This is a genomic window from Stutzerimonas stutzeri RCH2, assembly GCF_000327065.1.
Classification (GTDB): domain Bacteria; phylum Pseudomonadota; class Gammaproteobacteria; order Pseudomonadales; family Pseudomonadaceae; genus Stutzerimonas; species Stutzerimonas stutzeri_AE.
Map to the genome: position 1 here is coordinate 1,973,615 of NC_019936.1, position 17,512 is coordinate 1,991,126.

Annotated in this window: 16 protein-coding genes; 6 read left to right on the forward strand and 10 right to left on the reverse strand. The window is 61.9% G+C overall.

Annotation, left to right across the window (positions count from 1 at the left end):
* Positions 1-4 precede the first annotated feature (4 nt).
* Complete coding sequence (locus PSEST_RS09100) at positions 5-346, forward strand: hypothetical protein (RefSeq protein ID WP_015276707.1); 342 nt, start codon at positions 5-7, stop codon at positions 344-346.
* Positions 347-504: 158 nt separating this feature from the next.
* On the opposite strand, the gene lapD is transcribed toward PSEST_RS09100, so the two are convergent.
* The 4 genes from lapD to PSEST_RS09120 all read right to left on the reverse strand — a co-directional run bounded on the left by lapD (position 505) and on the right by PSEST_RS09120 (position 4,494).
* Complete coding sequence (gene lapD, locus PSEST_RS09105; protein WP_015276708.1) at positions 505-2,478, reverse strand: cyclic di-GMP receptor LapD; 1,974 nt, start codon at positions 2,476-2,478, stop codon at positions 505-507.
* Positions 2,479-2,535: 57 nt separating this feature from the next.
* Positions 2,536-3,252, reverse strand: coding sequence for a cysteine protease LapG (gene lapG / locus PSEST_RS09110; RefSeq protein ID WP_015276709.1), 717 nt, complete (start codon positions 3,250-3,252; stop codon positions 2,536-2,538).
* A 49-nt stretch (positions 3,253-3,301) separates the two neighbouring features.
* Positions 3,302-3,721: a YbaN family protein gene (locus tag PSEST_RS09115; RefSeq protein ID WP_015276710.1), complete on the reverse strand. Its 420-nt coding sequence runs from the start codon at positions 3,719-3,721 to the stop codon at positions 3,302-3,304.
* Between the two features lie 185 nt (positions 3,722-3,906).
* Positions 3,907-4,494, reverse strand: a complete 588-nt coding sequence (locus PSEST_RS09120; protein WP_015276712.1) for a YecA family protein — start codon at positions 4,492-4,494, stop codon at positions 3,907-3,909.
* 173 nt (positions 4,495-4,667) lie between these two features.
* On the opposite strand from PSEST_RS09120, the gene recQ reads away from it, so the two are divergent.
* Both recQ and PSEST_RS09130 read left to right on the forward strand, forming a co-directional pair.
* Positions 4,668-6,791, forward strand: coding sequence for a DNA helicase RecQ (gene recQ, locus PSEST_RS09125; RefSeq protein WP_015276713.1), 2,124 nt, complete (start codon positions 4,668-4,670; stop codon positions 6,789-6,791).
* Between the two features lie 183 nt (positions 6,792-6,974).
* On the forward strand, positions 6,975-7,406 hold the full coding sequence (locus PSEST_RS09130; protein ID WP_015276714.1) for a MarR family transcriptional regulator: 432 nt from the start codon (positions 6,975-6,977) through the stop codon (positions 7,404-7,406).
* A 162-nt stretch (positions 7,407-7,568) separates the two neighbouring features.
* On the opposite strand, the gene PSEST_RS09135 is transcribed toward PSEST_RS09130, so the two are convergent.
* Positions 7,569-9,755, reverse strand: a complete 2,187-nt coding sequence (locus tag PSEST_RS09135) for a patatin-like phospholipase family protein (protein WP_041756976.1) — start codon at positions 9,753-9,755, stop codon at positions 7,569-7,571.
* Between the two features lie 67 nt (positions 9,756-9,822).
* Here PSEST_RS09135 and PSEST_RS09140 point away from each other — a divergent pair, with 67 nt between their 5' ends.
* Complete coding sequence (locus PSEST_RS09140) at positions 9,823-10,104, forward strand: SelT/SelW/SelH family protein (RefSeq protein ID WP_015276716.1); 282 nt, start codon at positions 9,823-9,825, stop codon at positions 10,102-10,104.
* A 3-nt stretch (positions 10,105-10,107) separates the two neighbouring features.
* Here the strand turns inward: PSEST_RS09140 and PSEST_RS09145 are convergent, their stop codons facing one another.
* The 4 genes from PSEST_RS09145 to PSEST_RS09160 form a co-directional block, all read right to left on the reverse strand.
* On the reverse strand, positions 10,108-10,986 hold the full coding sequence (locus PSEST_RS09145) for a DMT family transporter (RefSeq protein WP_015276717.1): 879 nt from the start codon (positions 10,984-10,986) through the stop codon (positions 10,108-10,110).
* 131 nt (positions 10,987-11,117) lie between these two features.
* Positions 11,118-11,876 (reverse strand): AraC family transcriptional regulator, encoded by a 759-nt coding sequence (locus PSEST_RS09150; protein ID WP_015276718.1) that lies wholly within the window; start codon positions 11,874-11,876, stop codon positions 11,118-11,120.
* A 74-nt stretch (positions 11,877-11,950) separates the two neighbouring features.
* The gene (locus tag PSEST_RS09155; RefSeq protein ID WP_041756583.1) at positions 11,951-13,339 is read right to left on the reverse strand and encodes an adenylate/guanylate cyclase domain-containing protein; all 1,389 of its coding nucleotides are present in this window, start codon (positions 13,337-13,339) and stop codon (positions 11,951-11,953) included.
* A gap of 249 nt (positions 13,340-13,588) precedes the next feature.
* Positions 13,589-13,906: an Mpo1-like protein gene (locus tag PSEST_RS09160; RefSeq protein WP_015276720.1), complete on the reverse strand. Its 318-nt coding sequence runs from the start codon at positions 13,904-13,906 to the stop codon at positions 13,589-13,591.
* Between the two features lie 123 nt (positions 13,907-14,029).
* On the opposite strand from PSEST_RS09160, the gene PSEST_RS09165 reads away from it, so the two are divergent.
* Together PSEST_RS09165 and PSEST_RS09170 are read left to right on the forward strand one after the other, a co-directional pair.
* The gene (locus PSEST_RS09165) at positions 14,030-15,043 is read left to right on the forward strand and encodes an AraC family transcriptional regulator (protein WP_041756978.1); all 1,014 of its coding nucleotides are present in this window, start codon (positions 14,030-14,032) and stop codon (positions 15,041-15,043) included.
* 81 nt (positions 15,044-15,124) lie between these two features.
* Positions 15,125-16,057 carry a DUF808 domain-containing protein gene (locus tag PSEST_RS09170; RefSeq protein WP_015276722.1) on the forward strand — a complete coding sequence of 311 codons (933 nt, stop codon included), beginning with the start codon at positions 15,125-15,127 and terminating at the stop codon, positions 16,055-16,057.
* Here PSEST_RS09170 and PSEST_RS09175 read toward each other — a convergent pair whose 3' ends face one another.
* Positions 16,058-17,509, reverse strand: a complete 1,452-nt coding sequence (locus PSEST_RS09175; RefSeq protein ID WP_015276723.1) for a TrkH family potassium uptake protein — start codon at positions 17,507-17,509, stop codon at positions 16,058-16,060.
* Positions 17,510-17,512 lie beyond the last annotated feature (3 nt).

Genomic DNA, 17,512 nt, shown 5'->3' on the forward strand with positions numbered 1-17,512 from the left:
CGATATGCTCTACATAGAGCGGGACGAGCTGGGTCTTTTGTGTCGTGTCGAGCCGAGTCCTTTCGACGGGATGACTGGCACGCTGCGTGCCGATAGTGACGAAGCGCAGAGTTGGCTGGCGACTCACGGGGATGAGCAGGTACAGCTGGCTGGCCTGCAGGCATCTGACCAGGATATGGCGCGTGTCGTGGAGGATCTGGTCGGCGTGCTGATTGCCCGCGGCGTCATTCGCTTTACCGATTTGCCTGAAGCTGCGCAGCGCAAGCTGCACGCCCGTGCCCAGACACGTGCACGCCTGGGCGGGCTGAGTACGTTGCTGGACGACGATGAGCAATCACTGATCTAGCCGTCGGTATTTATTCGGCAGCGCTCACCTCGGCAGTCGACGTTTGGCGTCGTGCATCGCCGCACTCGCATCGCTGCGTCGTTTCCTCATGCCGCGCCTAAAGTGTCCAAGACGTTCGCTATCTGTCAGTCCGGTCATGGCATTTGCCTCGGCTACGCTCAGGAGTCCGAAGCAGATCCTTCCTTGATGCTGGTTTGCCATGGGCGCGGTGCACCTAGTAGGTGGCCCATTGCGCCTCGCACGCCCAGTTCCGTCAGTACCTTCAATTCGCCCTGAGTCTCCACCATCTCTGCAATAAGCGGCAGATCGATGCTGTTGGTGGTGCGATAGATCGCTTCGATGAAGAGGCGCTTGTCTTCATCCTTGTCGATCCCCCGAATGTAGGCTCCATCGACCTTCACATGCGCCAATCCGAGATGGGCCAGATGGCCGATCTTGCTGAAATCGCCGCCAAAATGCTGCAGGCCTAGGCGTGTTCCAGTTGTCCGAACTTTCTGGCTCCAGTGCTGCAGGTGGACGTCCACGGGCAGGTGTAGGGCGTCCAGTTCGAGAATCAGATGGCTGGCCTCGGCGGGGTTGCTGTGCAGCAGTGCGAAAACCTGCTGCAGGTGCCGGGCATCTCGTAGAGTGGCCGCCGAAAGGCTGAGTGCGAGTGGCTGTGGCGCCAGCTTCAGACGGGCAATCACCAGCTCGAGCATGATGTAGTCGAAGCGTGCGGCCCAGCCAAGGCGTTCGAGCCAGGGCAGGAAACGCCCCGCGGTCAGTGGTTCGCCAGAAGCAATCGGCAACCTGGCGAGCACCTTGTGGTGAAGGATCTGTGCTGGCTCGGCAGCCAAGCCCACCGGTTGCACGTAAAGCGCCAGAGCGCTATCGGCCAGCGCCTGCTGCAACGTCTCGTGCCAGCTGTGCTGATCACGCAGAGGTTGCGCCCAATAACCTTCGAGCAATTGCCAGGCGGTGTTGCCGGCCTGTGCCTGGGCCAAGGCCTGATCGGCTCGCTCGAGCACGTCCTGTGGGGTTTCGCCGAGGCGAAAGGCGGTCACGCCGATGTGTGCGACCGGAATGCTGTCCGTCGAGCCCGTTGGACGAAGCGTTTCCAATTCATCACTGAGCGCGTTTAGCAGTGGCGTGACCTCGTCCTGATGCAGGCCTGGAGCCAACAGCACGAACTCGCTGCCGCGGTTGCGTGCAGCCAGCCAATCGGCTCGGCCACGGCGGCTTTTCAAACGCATCAGCTGCTCGCCAATGGCGACTATGAGGCGGTCGCTGAATTGTCCACCGTAGCGCTGGTTCAGGCCGTTGAGGTCGTGAATCTGCAGCAGTAGCAGATAACCCTCTGCGTGATGTTCATCCGGGGCAAGCTGAGTGCTCAGGCGCAGGTCAAGCAGGCGGCGGCTAGCGAGTCCAGTCAGGTCATCCTGATAGGCTTGCTGACGAAGCTTTTCGCTACGTTCGGCTTCTTCAGCGAACAGTGTCTTCAGCTTGTCGACCATCTGGTTCATCGCTTGCACAACGCGACGCAACTCCGGCGTGCGAGGCAGGTGTGGGAGGGTGATGAATTCTCGTTGAGTGATCGCGTGGGCCTGTTCAACCATGCGGTCTAGCGGGCGCAGCTGGCTGCGCAGCAACCAGCCACCCAACAGCGCACTCACCGCACCGCAGGCGAGCAGCCAGAGGAGGGTGGCCAGAGTGCTATCCCACAATTTTGCCAAGGCGAACTGGGGATGGCTGAATACCTCGACGCGCGCGGCCTGTTCCCAGCCACGCATGATCAGTGCATCACCGCCCTGTGGAGGCAGGTCCACGATTGTGGCGAACCACCCCGGCACCTGCTGAAGCTGGATGTTTGCGTTGCGCTCGACAATCGGGCTGTCGTCTGGAATGCGAAGGACACGGATGCTGCTGAAGTAACCGCTGTCGAAGATTGAATTCGCCAGTAGCTCCAGCATGACGGGGTCGTCTGCGTGTGGAGTCATCGAGAGCGCCAGAGCAGTCGCAGCATCCTGGGCATGCGAGCGCAACTGATTGATGGATTGCTCTCGGGAGTTCTCCACGCTGGCTATGAAGCCGCCGGTGAAGGCCACGACCAGAAACAGGCAGATTGCGAGAAACAGCTGCTTGAGTAACGACATACTTCCCCCTCCGGTCTGCTGCAATCAGTCGCTGTTCGCGATGAAAAGGCAGCAAACTCAGCCCTCACCAACCAGAAAACCTTCGGCGCGCATCTTCAGCAGAACGTCCTGCCAGCGTGACAGCCTTTTGCTATCTCCGCTACGTTTCCCACCGCCGGCGCCGGGTAAAAACAGTCCTTCGGCGTTGAATGCATAAACCGGCAGCAGGTCGTTGCGTTGCGACGCGGGGCGAATTACGCCATCGATGTTGTCCAGCACCAGCGGGTCGGCCGCGGGCGTCGGGTAATAGGTGAGCACCATATGCGCCTGGTTCAGGCGTAACGCCTTTACATAGGTGATGCGCATGCGGTCGCTGGACACACCGAGGCGGCGCAGGGTGAAGTACTTGGCCAATGCGTAATCTTCGCAATCGCCAGCGCCCTTGATCAGCGCTTCGACTGGCGTGGCCCAGTAGTCTTCCTGCTGCCAGACATGGGTGTCGTCGCTGAAGGCGATATTGCGGTTGAAGAAGCGATTCACTTCGTCGAGCTTTTCGTGCTCACCAAGCGACGCGGCTTCGCTTAGCAGCGCGCGCCAGGCTTCGATTCGACCGCGTGAGTCATGCAGCGGCCCGTAGCGCTGTTCAGCGGTGCGGAAGATGCGGCTGAAATCCCATTCCTGCCAATCCGCCAGCACGTTCGGTGACCAGCCCAGCGGGCTCAGCAGCAGCGCAAGCGCGAGCGAAACTGCCGTCAGACGGGAGGGTCGGCCAGGGCGGTGCTGGGAAGCCTGCATTGATGGAACTCCAGCGAGCGATCCGGGAGTGGCGGCTACCGACTTGCCTTCAGCGGCGTTGATCTAGCTTGGCGACCGGCAAGGTTTTCTGCCGGAGGATGTAAAGGCTGACCAGTGATGCGCTGAGCAGCATGCCGATGCGAGCCCAGAATAACGGAACCAGCCAGCAAGAAATGCCAATGCTCACCCACATCGTGGCAATTGCATATGCTTTGCCTTTGAGCGGAATACCGTTGCCTTCGAGATAATCGCGGAACCATGGGCCGAGGTGCGGGTGGTCCACCAGCCAGCGGTAGAAGCGCTGCGAGCTACGAACGAAGCAGGCGGCGGCAAGCAGCAGGAACGGCGTGGTCGGCAGAACCGGAAGGAATATGCCGATGACGCCCAGCGCAACGGCAAGCCAGCCAGCGGTCAGCAATGCCGAGCGAACCAGCGGATTGCGGTGCTGCTGAATGTCCCGGTGGGCCATGATGCTACCCGCCGTCGCTTCTGGATTCACTGCCGGTAGCGTGGCGGTGCACACCAGCACCGATGCCGCGTTTCCAGTTCAGAAAGAGTGAACGCAAATGCATGAGGCTCTCTCCTTCTCGCAGGGGTATCGCGCGTCCGGTTGGCAGCGGACGCCTGCCGCTATCGCCTGTGCTGAGTGGCCACTCAGTGGCGGCGTGGCTTGAGCAGAGCCGGCTTCTCTTCCGGTGCATGACAGATCAGATACAGCGCGGTCAGCAGCTCCGGAATCTGCGCGACCATTTCATCGACCAGCTCTGGGTTGTCAGCGATATCAGCGAACTCCGGCTGCTCGTCGAACAGGCCCGAGCCGACCATGATCGGCAGCAGCAGCTCGCTGACTTCCTCTTCCGAGTCCTCGAACCAGACTGCCTCGCGCATGAACACGCCTTCCATGAAGCCAATGCACCAACCGCGCAGGTCGGATTCGTCTGGCTCCTCGCCCAGGTCCAGCTCGCAGGGCAGCTCCATGTCCTCGTCACTGGCCAGCTGACGGGCAATGTGCGCCTTTAGTTGAATCAGCGTGGCCTCGATGGCCTCGCGCTCGGTGTCGTCCTTGTATTTGGGCGGCTCGGAAAACAGTGCGTCGATCCACTCACGCTCGGGTACCTGTTCGGAGCAGATGCACAGCGCGGTCAGGTAGCCATGGGCGGCGATGTAATTCAGTGCTTCCTCGTGCAGGTCATCTGCATCAAGAAAGACTTGCAGGCGGGCGAGTTGCTCGGCGAATGACATCGGGAACTACCTTGGATTGGAAGACAACCCGGATTCTAGACGAGGCGTGGGGCGCAGGCTACTCGCGCCTTCGCTATGTCGCTTCGCCGGCGACGTCTCGTCCGCAATCGCGGAGCGATCCTGAACTCGGTGGTTCGCTCGCGTATACTGCGCGCCTTGTTTCGGAGACCGGCATGCTCGACCAGGCACAGCGCATCCTCAAAGACGTTTTCGGCTACGACGCGTTTCGTGGCAACCAGGGCGCGATCATCGAGCGGGTCGGCAGCGGCGGCGACGCTTTGGTGCTGATGCCGACCGGCGGCGGCAAGTCGCTGTGCTATCAGGTTCCAGCGCTGTTGCGCGACGGGCTGGCGGTAGTGGTGTCGCCGCTGATCGCGCTGATGGACGATCAGGTGGCAACCCTCGACGAGCTCGGGGTTTCCGCGGTGGCGCTCAACTCCACGCTCAGCCCCGACGAGCAGCGCGACATTGCCGAACGCATCCGGCGCAACGAGATCAAGATGCTCTACCTCGCGCCGGAGCGGCTGGTCCAGCCACGCATGCTGGCGTTTCTACAGCGTCTGGAAATTGCCCTGTTCGCCATCGACGAGGCGCATTGTGTTTCCCAGTGGGGCCACGATTTCCGTCCCGAGTACATGCAGTTGGGACAGCTTTCCGAACTGTTTCCCGGCGTACCGCGCATCGCGCTGACCGCCACGGCGGACATGCGAACCAGGGAGGAGATCGTCCAGCGATTGCATCTGGAAAATGCCGAACGCTTTCTCTCCAGTTTCGATCGGCCGAACATCTTCTATCGCATCGTGCCCAAGGAGCAGCCACGCAAGCAGTTGCTGGGCTTTCTCGCCGAACGCCGTGGCGATGCCGGCATCGTCTACTGCATGTCGCGCAAGAAGGTCGATGACTTTGCCGCCTTCCTCACCGAGCAGGGCTTTCCGGCACTGCCGTATCACGCTGGCTTGCCCAATGAGCTGCGCGCCTATCATCAGAAGCGCTTCCTTAACGAGGAAGGTCTGATCATGGTCGCGACCATCGCGTTCGGTATGGGTATCGACAAACCCAACGTGCGCTTCGTTGCCCACCTCGATCTGCCCAAGTCCCTGGAAGCCTATTACCAGGAAACCGGGCGGGCAGGGCGCGACGGCCTGCCTGCGGATGCCTGGATGGCCTACGGCCTGCAGGACGTCATCTTTCTCAAGCAGATGCTCAACAATTCCGAGGGCGATGAGCGGCACAAGCGGGTCGAGCAACACAAGCTCGACGCCATGCTGGCCCTGTGTGAGGAAACCCGCTGTCGGCGCCAGGCACTGTTGGCGTATTTCGACGAGGAATTACCCAGCCCATGCGGTCATTGCGATAACTGCGTCGATGGTGTGCAGACGTGGGACGCAACCGAACCTGCGCGCCAGGCGCTATCGGCCATCTATCGCAGCGGTCAACGTTACGGCGTCGGCCATTTGGTAGATGTCTTGCTGGGGCGCGATAACGATAAGGTACGTGGGCTCGGCCATCAGCACCTGTCCGTGTTCGGCGTAGGCAAGGCGCTGGCGGAAACTGAATGGCGGTCACTGTTTCGTCAGCTGGTGGCGCGAGGCCTGGCGGACGTCGATCTCGACGGTTTCGGCGGGTTGCGCCTGAGCGACAGCTGTCGCCCGCTCCTGCGTGGGGAAGTCAGCCTCGAGCTGCGCCGTGATTTGTCCAGCAAGGCTCCAAAGCCTGCAGCCAGCGCGGCGAGCCAACTGGTACGCAGCGAGGAGCGCGAAACCTGGGAGGCGCTGCGCACACTACGGCGCAAGCTGGCCGAAGAGCACAGCGTGCCGCCATACGTGATCTTCCCCGACGCCACCCTGCTGGAAATGTTGCGTAGCCAGCCCGCATCGCTTTCCGACATGGCGATGATCAGCGGCGTCGGCGCGCGCAAACTGGAGCGTTACGGACAGGCGTTCCTCGAGGTGCTGCAGGGTAATAGCGATGTTGCCAAGCCGCCTGCCGATCTTCGTCACGAGTTGATCACGCTGGCCCGTGCAGGCATGACTCCGGCGCAGATCGCTCGCCAGCTCGACTGCAGCGAGAAGAATGTCTACGCGATGCTCGCCGAGGCCATCGGCCTGCAGCAGTTGAGTCTGGAGCAGGCGCTCGACTTGCCGGAGGATTTACTGGGCGAGATTCAGGAAGCCTTCCTTGACGGCGAAGGCGAGCTGCCGCCCGTCAGCGCTGTAGCCGAACAGTTCGCCGGACGCGTGCCGGAGCAAGTGCTTTATTGCGTGCGAGCTGCGCTGCAGGTCGAGTTCGAATTGTAACCAGGTGCATCTCTCCGTCCGCAGGTGCGACCGCAGATCCTGCGCCACGTAAGGCTTTTGCACTGTCTGCGTGCCATCATTGCGACTTCTGTAGCCCCATCACGAAGCGAAGGTCGTCTTGTCTGCGTATGGGAGCTGTGGTTAGCTGACTAATAATTAGTTTTTGCAGGGAATGTCCGTTTCATGTATGCCGAGCAACATCGCTTTGCCATGCAATTGGCGCAACTCTCCCGCGGCTGGCGCGCGGAGCTGGATCGACGTCTGGCTGATCTCGGGCTCTCCCAAGCCCGCTGGCTGGTCCTTCTGCATCTCGCGCGCTTCGATCACGAACCGACCCAGCGCGAACTGGCGCAGAGCGTGGCAGTGGAAGGTCCGACGTTGGCTCGGCTGCTGGACAGCCTGGAGGCCCAGGGGCTGGTACATCGCAAGGCATCGGCCGAGGACCGTCGCGCCAAGCGGATTTCTCTCGGCGCGCCAGCTCTGCCGCTGATCGAGAAGATCGAGGCGATTTCCACCCAGGTACGCCATGAGGCCTTCGCCGGTATCGATGAAGAGGATTTGCGCAAGTGCCAGCAGGTGCATGCGCGCATTCTCGCCAACCTCGACAAGCGCTGAACCTGCAGTGATGCTCTTTGGCGTTGCGTCGAAGAGCGGGCCTGGCCTGCGTCACCGGCCGGTCGATCGGCTTCGGCTAGCCGTACCTTCCTGGATCTGTCGCGCAGGCTTGTCTGTTCGTCCCTTGCCCGCGACCTGCCTGAGCCCTGGGCGTGGGGCCGCTTAGAAGCTGCGGCCCAGATTCATATACAGCGCTCGCTCATCCTCGTCGTTGAAGCCGAAGCCGAAGTTAAGCGGGCCCAGCGGGGTGTCGTAGCCAAGGAAGATGCTTGCAGCATTGATGTAGCCGCTGTCGAAGGCATTGTCGTTGTTCCACACCCGGCCACGTTCCAGCGATCCACCCAGGTAAAGCGGGAAATCCAGCGGCTGAAATGCCCGCGGCGTCACGCGGCGGTAGTACACCATGCGCGCCAGGCTGATGTTCTGCCCAGCCAGCGCATCCTGGCGAAAGCCCGACAGCTGGCGGGCGCCACCGAGCAGAAAGCTCGAAGTCACCACTTCCGCGTCATCCAGCGTGCGGCCGTAACGGCCGCCGAGCACCCAGGTGTTGGCGTCGTGACTAAGCGCCTTGTCCAGCTTGATGTTCCATTGGCGATAGCGCTGATCGGAGCTGAGGCTCGGGTCGTACTGGCGCATGGTCAGGCGGATGTCTTCGCCCTCGCGCGGGAAGTCGATGTTGTCGAGGGTGTCGAACGAGTACTGCAGTTCGTAATAGCCCTCGGTGAAACTGAAATCGGGCAGATCACGTTCGCCAATCCGCACATCGGCTTCGCCCCAGGCCTGGCCGATGCCGAAGCGTATCTCACCATTGTTGGCGATCTGCCGTCCGAGGTTGAGGCCATAGCCGTAGCGTTGCAGGCGATACTCGGCGATCGGATCGTTGTCGAGGATGGCCTCGACGTTCTGCGCCTCGACGAACAGATTCGGTGCGACGAACCAGCGGGAGCCGGCATCGAGCGGCTGGTAAAACTCGCTGTAGAGCTCTTGCCGATCCCCCAGTTGCAGGCGAGTCAGCCACTCGGCACCGAGCTCATTGATGCCATTCTTGCGATAGCTCGCCCCGAGATTGAACACGCTGTCGCCGCGGAAATCATCAGACAGACTCAGGCCCAGGCGCAGGTAGTCCGTGCCGGTGCGCTTCTCGCGAGCATTGATGACCAGCGTGTTACCGAGCTTGCCACGCTGGACGCGGTACTCGACGCGTTCGAAGTAATCGAGGCCGTAGAGCGTGCCCATGTCTTTCTGCAGGTCCTCCAGATCCAGCGGCTCGCCGAGCTGCTGACGAATGTGGCGACGGATCACCGCGTCACTGACCTTGGAATCATTCTCCACGCGTATCGCAGTGATGATCGGCGTGCGCGGATCACTGGAGCGCGCAAGGCTGAGGGCGGGGTTGCCGCCTGACGTCGCGCGCATCTCGGCCAGACGCCCCTCCAATGCCAGGGTGGCGCGGTAGCCGGCATCGACCAGCTGCTCTGCGCGGGCGAAATCGGTGGAACCGTATGCGGCCAGCGGCGGCTGGATCAGCAGGTCCTGCGGCTGCAGGGTGGCCAGCTGCGCCTCGGAGTTGCGACGGGTCATCATCGTAGTGGTCTGGTTAAGCACATCGACCACCGTGAGCAGTTCTTTGCGCGGCTTGAGCGGTGTGCCGATGTCCACGACGATCAGGCGGTCGACGCCCATTTCGCGAGCGACATCCATGGGAATGTTATCAACCATGCCTCCGTCCACCAGCAGGCGATCGTCGATCTCCACGGGGGCGAACACCGCGGGGATCGACATGCTTGCCCGGATCACCTGCGGCAGATGCCCGCGGCGGAAGACCACCTTCTCATCGTTGGCGATATCGGTAGCAACCGCGCGGAAGGGGATTGGCAGCTGATCGAAGTCGCGGGTGTCGCTGGCGTGCACCAGCAGGCGCTCGAGCAGCAGCGCGAGATTCTGGCCCTGGATCACGCCCAGTGGCAGGCCGAGGCTGCCGTCGTCACGAAAGCTGAGTTTCTGCTTGATGAGGAAGTCGCGATCGTCCTGCTTGCGCCGGTAGGGAATATCCTGGCGCGGTGGATCGTCCGATAGCACCTGTTGCCAATCGAGTGTCAGCGCCAGGCGTTCGAGTTCGGCGACGCTGTAGCCTGCGGCGTAGAGCCCGCCGACCACCGCGCCCATACTCGTTCCGGCGATGGCGTCGATGCGCACGCCTTGCTCTTCCAGTGCCTTGAGCACGCCGACATGAGCGAGCCCGCGGGCTGCACCGCCAGACAAGACCAGGCCGGTCTTCGGCTGTGATGGTTCAGCGAACGAGGCAGGCAAGACAAGCAGAAACAGCAGGCAAACGAACAGGCGGAGCATGGCGGAACCGGGGAGCGTGGAAAGGCGGCTATTATAGGCCGCCATGAACCAGTGGGAGTCGTCGCCAATGAGCTCAAGCAAGCCGGAAATCGTCATCACTTATTGCACCCAGTGCCAGTGGCTGCTGCGCGCCGCCTGGCTCGCTCAGGAGTTGCTGTCGACCTTCGCCGATGATCTTGGGCGCGTAAGCCTGGTGCCCGCCACTGGCGGTACTTTCCATATCAGCTGCGATGGCGAGCAGATCTGGGAGCGCAAGCATGACGGCGGCTTCCCCGAGGCGAAGGAGCTCAAGCAGCGCGTGCGTGACCGCATCGATCCACAGCGCTCGCTGGGTCACAACGATCGCTGAGCGTCAGCTTGCGGGTTTCACAGTCATGCTTGGCGGGCTTTTCAGGCGGCTGGTGACGACGCTGGCGATGATGATCAAGGCGCCGCCCAGCAGCATTCGAAGTGTCGGTTGCTCGTTGAACAGCCACCAGGCGAAGGCGATGCCGTAGACCGGCTCGAGGGCAAATATCACCGAAGTGGTGCGCGCCTTCAGCACCCGCAGGCTGGCGACGAACAGGCTGTGCGCCAGCCCTGTGCAGAGCACGCCGAGCAGGGCCAGCCACAGCCAGTCCTGCGCGGGGATGGCCGGAATCGCCGACCAGCTGAATGGCAGCAGAGCGGCAAGGATCGCCAGGTTCTGCCAGAGCGCGGAGCGAACCGGATCGAGCCCTCGGGTAACGGCGCGATTGAGTAGCGACAGCAAGGCGAACAGCAGTCCGGAGAGCACCCCGTAGAGCAATCCGGCGGTCGGCCCGCTGTTGAGGTCGAATGCTGGCGCGACCAGCAGCAGGCCGGCGCAAACCAGCCCGACCATGGCGAACTCGACCGGGCGGGTACGTTCGCGGAACAGCAGGCCTTCGAGCAGCACGGTGAAGGCCGGGAAGCTGGCGAAACCCAAGGTGGCGATGCCTACGCCGGCGATCTTCACGGCGATGAAAAAGGTCAGCCAATGGGCACCGAGCAGCAGGCCACCCAGTGCCAGGCCGCCGCGTTGTCGCCAGTTCGGGCTCGCCCCGCTGGGCCGTAGCAGCTGCGCGACGATCAGCAATGCCAGCACGGCGAACAGCGCGCGACCAAAGGTGATGATCAGCGCCGAGCTTTCGGCCAGTTTTCCTAGCACGCCGGAAAGGCCAAACATCAACGCGCCGAGGTGGATCGCCAGCAGAGCGTTACGCGGGGTCATTTGGTGGTCGACCTGACGGAGGTGCAGGAGCGGGGCAGGCGAGACGGGAGTGCTGCGGGGGAGTTCATGGCTGCTCAGATTTAGTGATTTGCAGCCATGCTAGGACGACAGCCAAGGCTGTGTCTTTCGCGTCAGTCATCGGTTTTGTCGCGCAACTCGCGGCGCAACATACGGGGTGAGCGACCGTGCACGCGCACCAGTGCTGCGGTGAAGGCACTTTGCGATGCATAACCCACACGTGCGGCAATCTCTCCGACTGGCAACCGCGTGTCATGCAGCAAGGCTTCGGCGTGTTGCAAGCGGCGCTCTCGCACGTACTCCATGGGCGTTTTGCCGGTTTCGTGGAGGAAACGTGCATGCAGCCGCGCCACCGAACAGCCTGCAATACGGGCCAGGTCGGCGACCTGAAGTGGATGGGGCAGATGCTGGTCGATGAATGCATCAACAGCCGCTAGTGGCAGGCCATGCCTGTCTCGCGGTGGTTGGTCCGTGTTGGCCAGACTGGCCAGCAACAGCGCGGTACCTTGCGCAGCGATCACCGAATCGTTGATCGGACTGCGCGCCAGCCAGGCGACCAGGCTCTGCTGTGCCGGAGCGAGACGCGGCGTATCCGGTCGGTCCAATAGCCGCAGGCTGCGCTCGGCGTGATGGCCAAGGTTTTCACGAACCCAGTTTTCGGAGGGGAGGTCCAGCACCAGGCAGTGGCTGCCGGAAGTGCTGGCACATGCGTGATGGGTGGCGGAGGGGATGACAGCCAGGCTCTGTTCGCCGACGCAACTGACGCGCCCGCCTATCTCGAATTCCAGCAGTCCCTTGAGCCCGAACACCAGCTGTGGGTGGTCGTGGCTGTGGGCGATGACGTCGTGGTGATAATTGCGCAGCGATAACATCTGGCGGCGGTCTCGAAGGCGGGCACGTCGCTGGCGAGTGCTGTCAGTCGGCAGGCGGCCGGCGGGTCAGAAGATCAGAGGATAACCTTGTCGCGAAGTTTATCCGCGGCCTGCTGCAAAGCCTGGATGACGCGCTCCTTGTCGAAGTTCTGCACGCCGTTGGTGTCCAGGTACATGGAGAAACCCGGCAGTTCGTGCTCGACGAAACTGCAGGTGGCACCCAGATCGCGGCGGAAGTCGACTACCTGATAGATCTGCACCGGGCGGGAGAAGCCCTTGACCGGAATCTGCCCCTTGTCACGGCACATGATCACGTCCTTGATCAGCGAGTAGGTTTCATGGGAAACCAGAATCTCGCTGGCTTCGGCTGAACTCTCCAGGCGACTGGCGAGGTTCACTTCGCGACCGATGATGGTGTAGTCCATGCGGGTGTCAGCACCGAAGTTGCCGACCGTGCAGTAACCGGTGTTGATGCCCATGCGAATTTCCATGGGTTTGGTGATGCCTTGGGCACGCCACTGCTGGCGCAGAACCTTCATGTGCTTGCGCATGGCAATCGCCATGGAGACTGCCGCTACGGCATCCTTTTTGGAGCCTTGGGTGCTCGGGTCGCCAAAGAACACCATCACGCAATCGCCGACGAACTTGTCGATGGTGCCGCCGTACTTGAGGGCGATCTTCGACATTTCGTTGAGGTAGTTGTTGAGCAGATCGGTGAGCGCTTCGGCTTCCAGCTCCTCGGCGAGTTCGGTGAAGCCCTTGATATCGGAAAAGAACACAGTCAGACGCTTGCGCTGGGTTTCCAGGCGAACGCTGCGCTTGCCCGTGAAGATCGATTCCCACACCTGCGGCGAAAGGTATTTGGCCAGGTTGCGCGCCAATCGGGCGGCCTTGGCCTGTTCCGTTTCGATTTCCTTGCGGGCAATCGCCAAGCGCAGACCTTGTTGGTGAACGAAGTAGGCGGTCGCGCAGACGTACAGAGTGGTGAAGAGGATGCTGACCAGCGAGACCAGCGGCGGTGTGGTGCCCCGGTATTCCATCGGTATGGCAAGGAGTATCAGGCCTGTTCCCGCGGCGGCGCAGATCAGCGCCATCAGCAGGTTGCGCAGGCTGCCGATCACCAGAGCACTGAAGCTGAGCGTCAGTAGAAACATCAGGCTGGGCACGATCGAGAAACCGAGCAGCGCTACGCCGGCACCTGCATTCAATGCGTCCAGGCAAAGCAGAACCTGCGAGGTACGCTCGGGATGGTCGCGTTTGAATCGATAGCTCAGGTGATAGGCAAGGTGCGGATAGAGCAGGGCATACGGCACCATCCACAACAGGTCCATCGAGAAATACTGGGTGTAGGTACCAGCGGCAAGCGTCGCGGCGCAGATCAGATAGGCGAGCACACGCGAGTAGTACTCGCGCAATGGGCGAGTAGCGAGGCCGTTGCGGCGCTCAACCGTGGTGGAAGTCATGTATGCGTACGATCCCTGGTAATTTGTCGACGCCTTCTCTAGGCGCCTTGCAGACTCACGCGAGCGCAACCCGTCCGCGGCAAAGGCAGTGGCGGAGAACAGCGCATTCGGCATGCAGTCTCGCCGTCACGCGGTGGCTTGGAACTGCCGGCTCGCATGACAGCCGACAGATCATAACCAAGCCGCGCCCCATCGCCAAACCAGAGGTGGAAAACAGGCGTAACGCCCGTCGGATATGCTGCTGCCTTCTCAGAAGCGGATACGGTCGGTCAGCATGTCCTTGAACATGACCCAGTCGCCGAGAAAGCTGTACAGCGGATATTGAAATGTCGCTGGGCGATTCTTCTCGAAGATGAAGTGCCCGATCCAGGCGAAGCCATACCCGGCCACCGGCATGGCGAGCAGCCAGAGCCACTGCTGGGTGAACACTGCATAACCCAGAATGGCCAGTACCAGGAGGCTGCCGATAAAGTGCAGGCGTCTGCAGGTAGGGTTGCGGTGCTCGGCCAGGTAGAACGGGTAGAAGTCGGCAAAGCGGGTAAAGCGTTCGGCGGTTTGCGTACTCATGGCTTACCTCCTGTTATTGTCGGGGCCAGATTAAGCACCTCAGACCTTGCGCGTCAGTGACAATCACGGCCAGTTTAGTAGCCTTGAATGCAGTTGACCGACCTCCAGAAGAACAACAACCACATGATCGTACGCACCACTTCCTCGAGCTGGGCGCAGGGCATCGTGCAGAGCCTGGAATCGGCAGGGGTCGATTGCCGCCAGCTGTTCGGCGAACTTGGCCTTGATTATTCGGCCCTGAACGATCCCGATGCGCGTTTTGCGCAAGACGACATGACCCGCCTGTGGCAGCGTGCGGTGGCGGTTTCCGGCAATCCCGCGATCGGACTGGACATGGCGCGCCAGGTGCGTCCCGCTGCGCTGAACGTCGTTGGCTATGCGTTGATGTCCAGCTGCAATCTGAAGGAAGGTTTCGCCCGGCTGGTGCGCTATCAGCGGATCATCGCCGAAGGGGCCGACCTGGATTTCCAGCCCTGTGCAGAAGGGTATCGGCTGAGCCTGACGATCCTCGGCGACCGGTTGCCCCCGGCTCGACAAAGCGCTGAAGGCTCGCTGGCGGGGTGTCTGACGTTCTGCCGTTGGCTGAGCGGCACGATGCTGCGGCCGTTGGAGGTGAGTTTTCAGGGACCGCCACCGGACGATCTCGAGCCCTACCGGCAACTGTTCCAGGCGCCGCTGCGCTTCGAAGCGCAGCGCTATGCGCTGCTGTTCCGTCAGGCCGACGTCGAAATGCCCTTGCCAACTGCCAACGAGGCGCTGGCGCAGCTGCACGATCGTTTCGCTGGTGAGTACCTTTCACGATTCGCCGACACTCGGGTGCTGCATCGCACACGGCAGATTCTGTGTCGGCTGCTACCCCAGGGCGAACCCCGACGCGAGATCGTTGCGCAGGCATTGTGTCTGTCCGAGCGCACCCTGCAGCGGCGCCTGCAGGAGGAGGGGAGCACGTTTCAGCAACTGCTCGACGATACCCGTCGCGACCTGGCCGTCCAGCATCTGGCTCAGCCGGATCTTGCGCCGCTGGAAATTGCCTATCTGCTGGGCTTTGCCGACCCGAGCAATTTCTACCGAGCGTTCAAGCGCTGGTTCGGCATGACGCCTGGCGAGTACCGTCTGGCTGCGCGATCCCGACTCTAGGAACCAGCGTGCATGGGCGTAGCCTTAGCTACAGCAGATCGGGTATTGATATGCGCCTTTTCAAGTAGCGGAGACACCCAATTGGCTAGCAGCCTCCTCGCGTTGATTGACGATATTGCCACCGTGCTTGACGACGTGTCGGTCATGACCAAGGTCGCGGCGAAGAAGACCGCCGGTGTGCTGGGCGATGATCTTGCCCTCAATGCCCAGCAGGTAACCGGCGTAAAGGCCGACCGCGAACTGCCGGTGGTCTGGGCGGTGGCCAAGGGGTCGTTTCGCAACAAGGCGATTCTGGTACCGGCTGCATTGTTGATCAGTGCCTTCCTGCCGTGGGCGATCACGCCCTTGCTGATGCTCGGGGGCGCCTTTCTCTGTTACGAGGGCTTCGAAAAACTGGCGCACCGCTTTCTGCACAAGGATCACGGCGAGCATGACGAGACGGTGAAGGCGCTTGCCGACCCTTCGGTAGACATGGTCGCGTTCGAGAAGAAAAAGATCAGCGGCGCGGTGCGCACCGACTTCATCCTGTCTGCCGAAATCATCGCCATCACCCTCGGCACGGTCGCCGCGGCGTCATTCAGCCAGCAGGTGCTGGTGCTGGTCGGCATCGCCATTCTCATGACGGTGGGCGTCTATGGCTTGGTCGCCGCCATCGTCAAACTCGACGATCTTGGCCTGGCGCTGAGCAAACGGGCCAGTGGCGTGGCCAGTGCCGTCGGGCGCGGCATTCTGAGCGTCGCGCCGTGGCTGATGAAGTCGCTGTCGGTCATCGGCACCGCGGCAATGTTCATGGTCGGTGGCGGCATCCTCACCCACGGCATCCGCGCCGTGCATCATTTCATCGAGAGCAGCGCGCATGACGCCCTCGGGCTGCCTTACGTCGGGGCGGTGCTCGGCGGGCTGCTGCCAACGCTGCTCGATGCCGCGTTCGGCATCGTCGCAGGCGGTGTGGTGCTGGCTCTGGTGACGCTTGGCGGCCGGCTGTTCAAACGCGGCTCAGGAGCTGCAGCCTGATCAGTGACGCCAGAATGCCGGGGTCAGCAAGACCAGGACGGTGATGATCTCCAATCGACCCAGCAGCATGCCGATCGACAGTAACCATTTGGCGGTGTCGGGCAGCGTGGAGAAGTTGCCCGCCGGGCCAATGATCTCGCCCAGTCCCGGGCCGACGTTGCAGACGGCAGTCGCCGCGCCGGTGAGCGCGGTGATCGGATCCAGCCCGAGCAGCGCCAGGCACAGCGCCAGTACGCCGATGGTCATGGTGATGAAGAAAGAGAAGGTGAGAATCGAGCGGACGATCTCTTCGTCGAGATTGTGCCCGTTGTACTGCTGACGGATTACGGCGCGGGGGTGAATCAGCTGCTTGAAGTTGGCCCGCAGCAGCGAATAGGCAACCTGAAAGCGGAACATCTTCAGCCCGCCGGACGTCGAGCCCGAGCAGCCGCCGACGAAGGTGAGATAGAAGAACGCCATGACGGCGAAGCCGCCCCACTGGGTGTAGTCGTCCACCGCAAAGCCGGTGGTGGTGACCACCGATACCACGCTGAACGTGACGATGCGCAGGGCATCCAGCGCGGGAATATCGTTGTTCAACCAGTACCAGCCGCTGAACAGCAGGCTGGTGATGGCAAGCATCATCACGAAGCCTCGTACCTGCTGGTCCCTGAACAACGCCGTGTGATGGCCTCGCAGCGTCATCACATACAAGGTGAACGGCAGGCTGCCAAGCAGCATGAAGAAGATCGCGACCCAGTGCGCGGATGGACCGAACTTGCCCATCGATGCATCGGAGGTGGAGAAGCCGCCCGTGGCGACCGTCGACATCGCATGGTTGATGGCATCGAAGATGCTCATGCCCGTCAGGAGGAATGCCACGAATGCCGCGATGGTGAAGGTCACATAGATGACCAGCAGGTACTGACCGGCAACGTGCGAGCGTGGCATCACCTTCTCGGACCAGTCCGATGACTCGGTCTGGAACAGCCGCATGCCGCCGACGCGCAGCAGCGGCAGGATCGCGATCGCCATGCCGATGAAGCCGATACCGCCCAGCCAGTGCAGCAGCGAACGCCACATGAGCAGCCCCGGGGACGCGCTGTCGAGTCCCGAGAGTACGGTGGCGCCGGTGGTGGTGATGCCCGACATGGTTTCGAAGAAGGCATCCGAATAGCTGATGTGCTGTATCAGCATCAATGGCAAGGCGGCGAAACAGCAGACCACTACCCAGCTGATCGTGGTCAGGAAGTACATGTCACGCGGTCGCAGGTTGGTGTTGGCCGGTCGACCCGGCGCGACCAGGGCGAAGCCGCAGGAGAAGGTGATCAGGCTGCCCCAGATGAATGCCTGCAGGTCATCGGTGCGTTCGAACGCCAGTAGGGTCAGCATCGGAATGATCATGCTGACGGCCAGGGTAATCAGGAAAATGCCGAGGATGAAACCGATTATGCGTAAGGTCGGCAAGGCCATGTA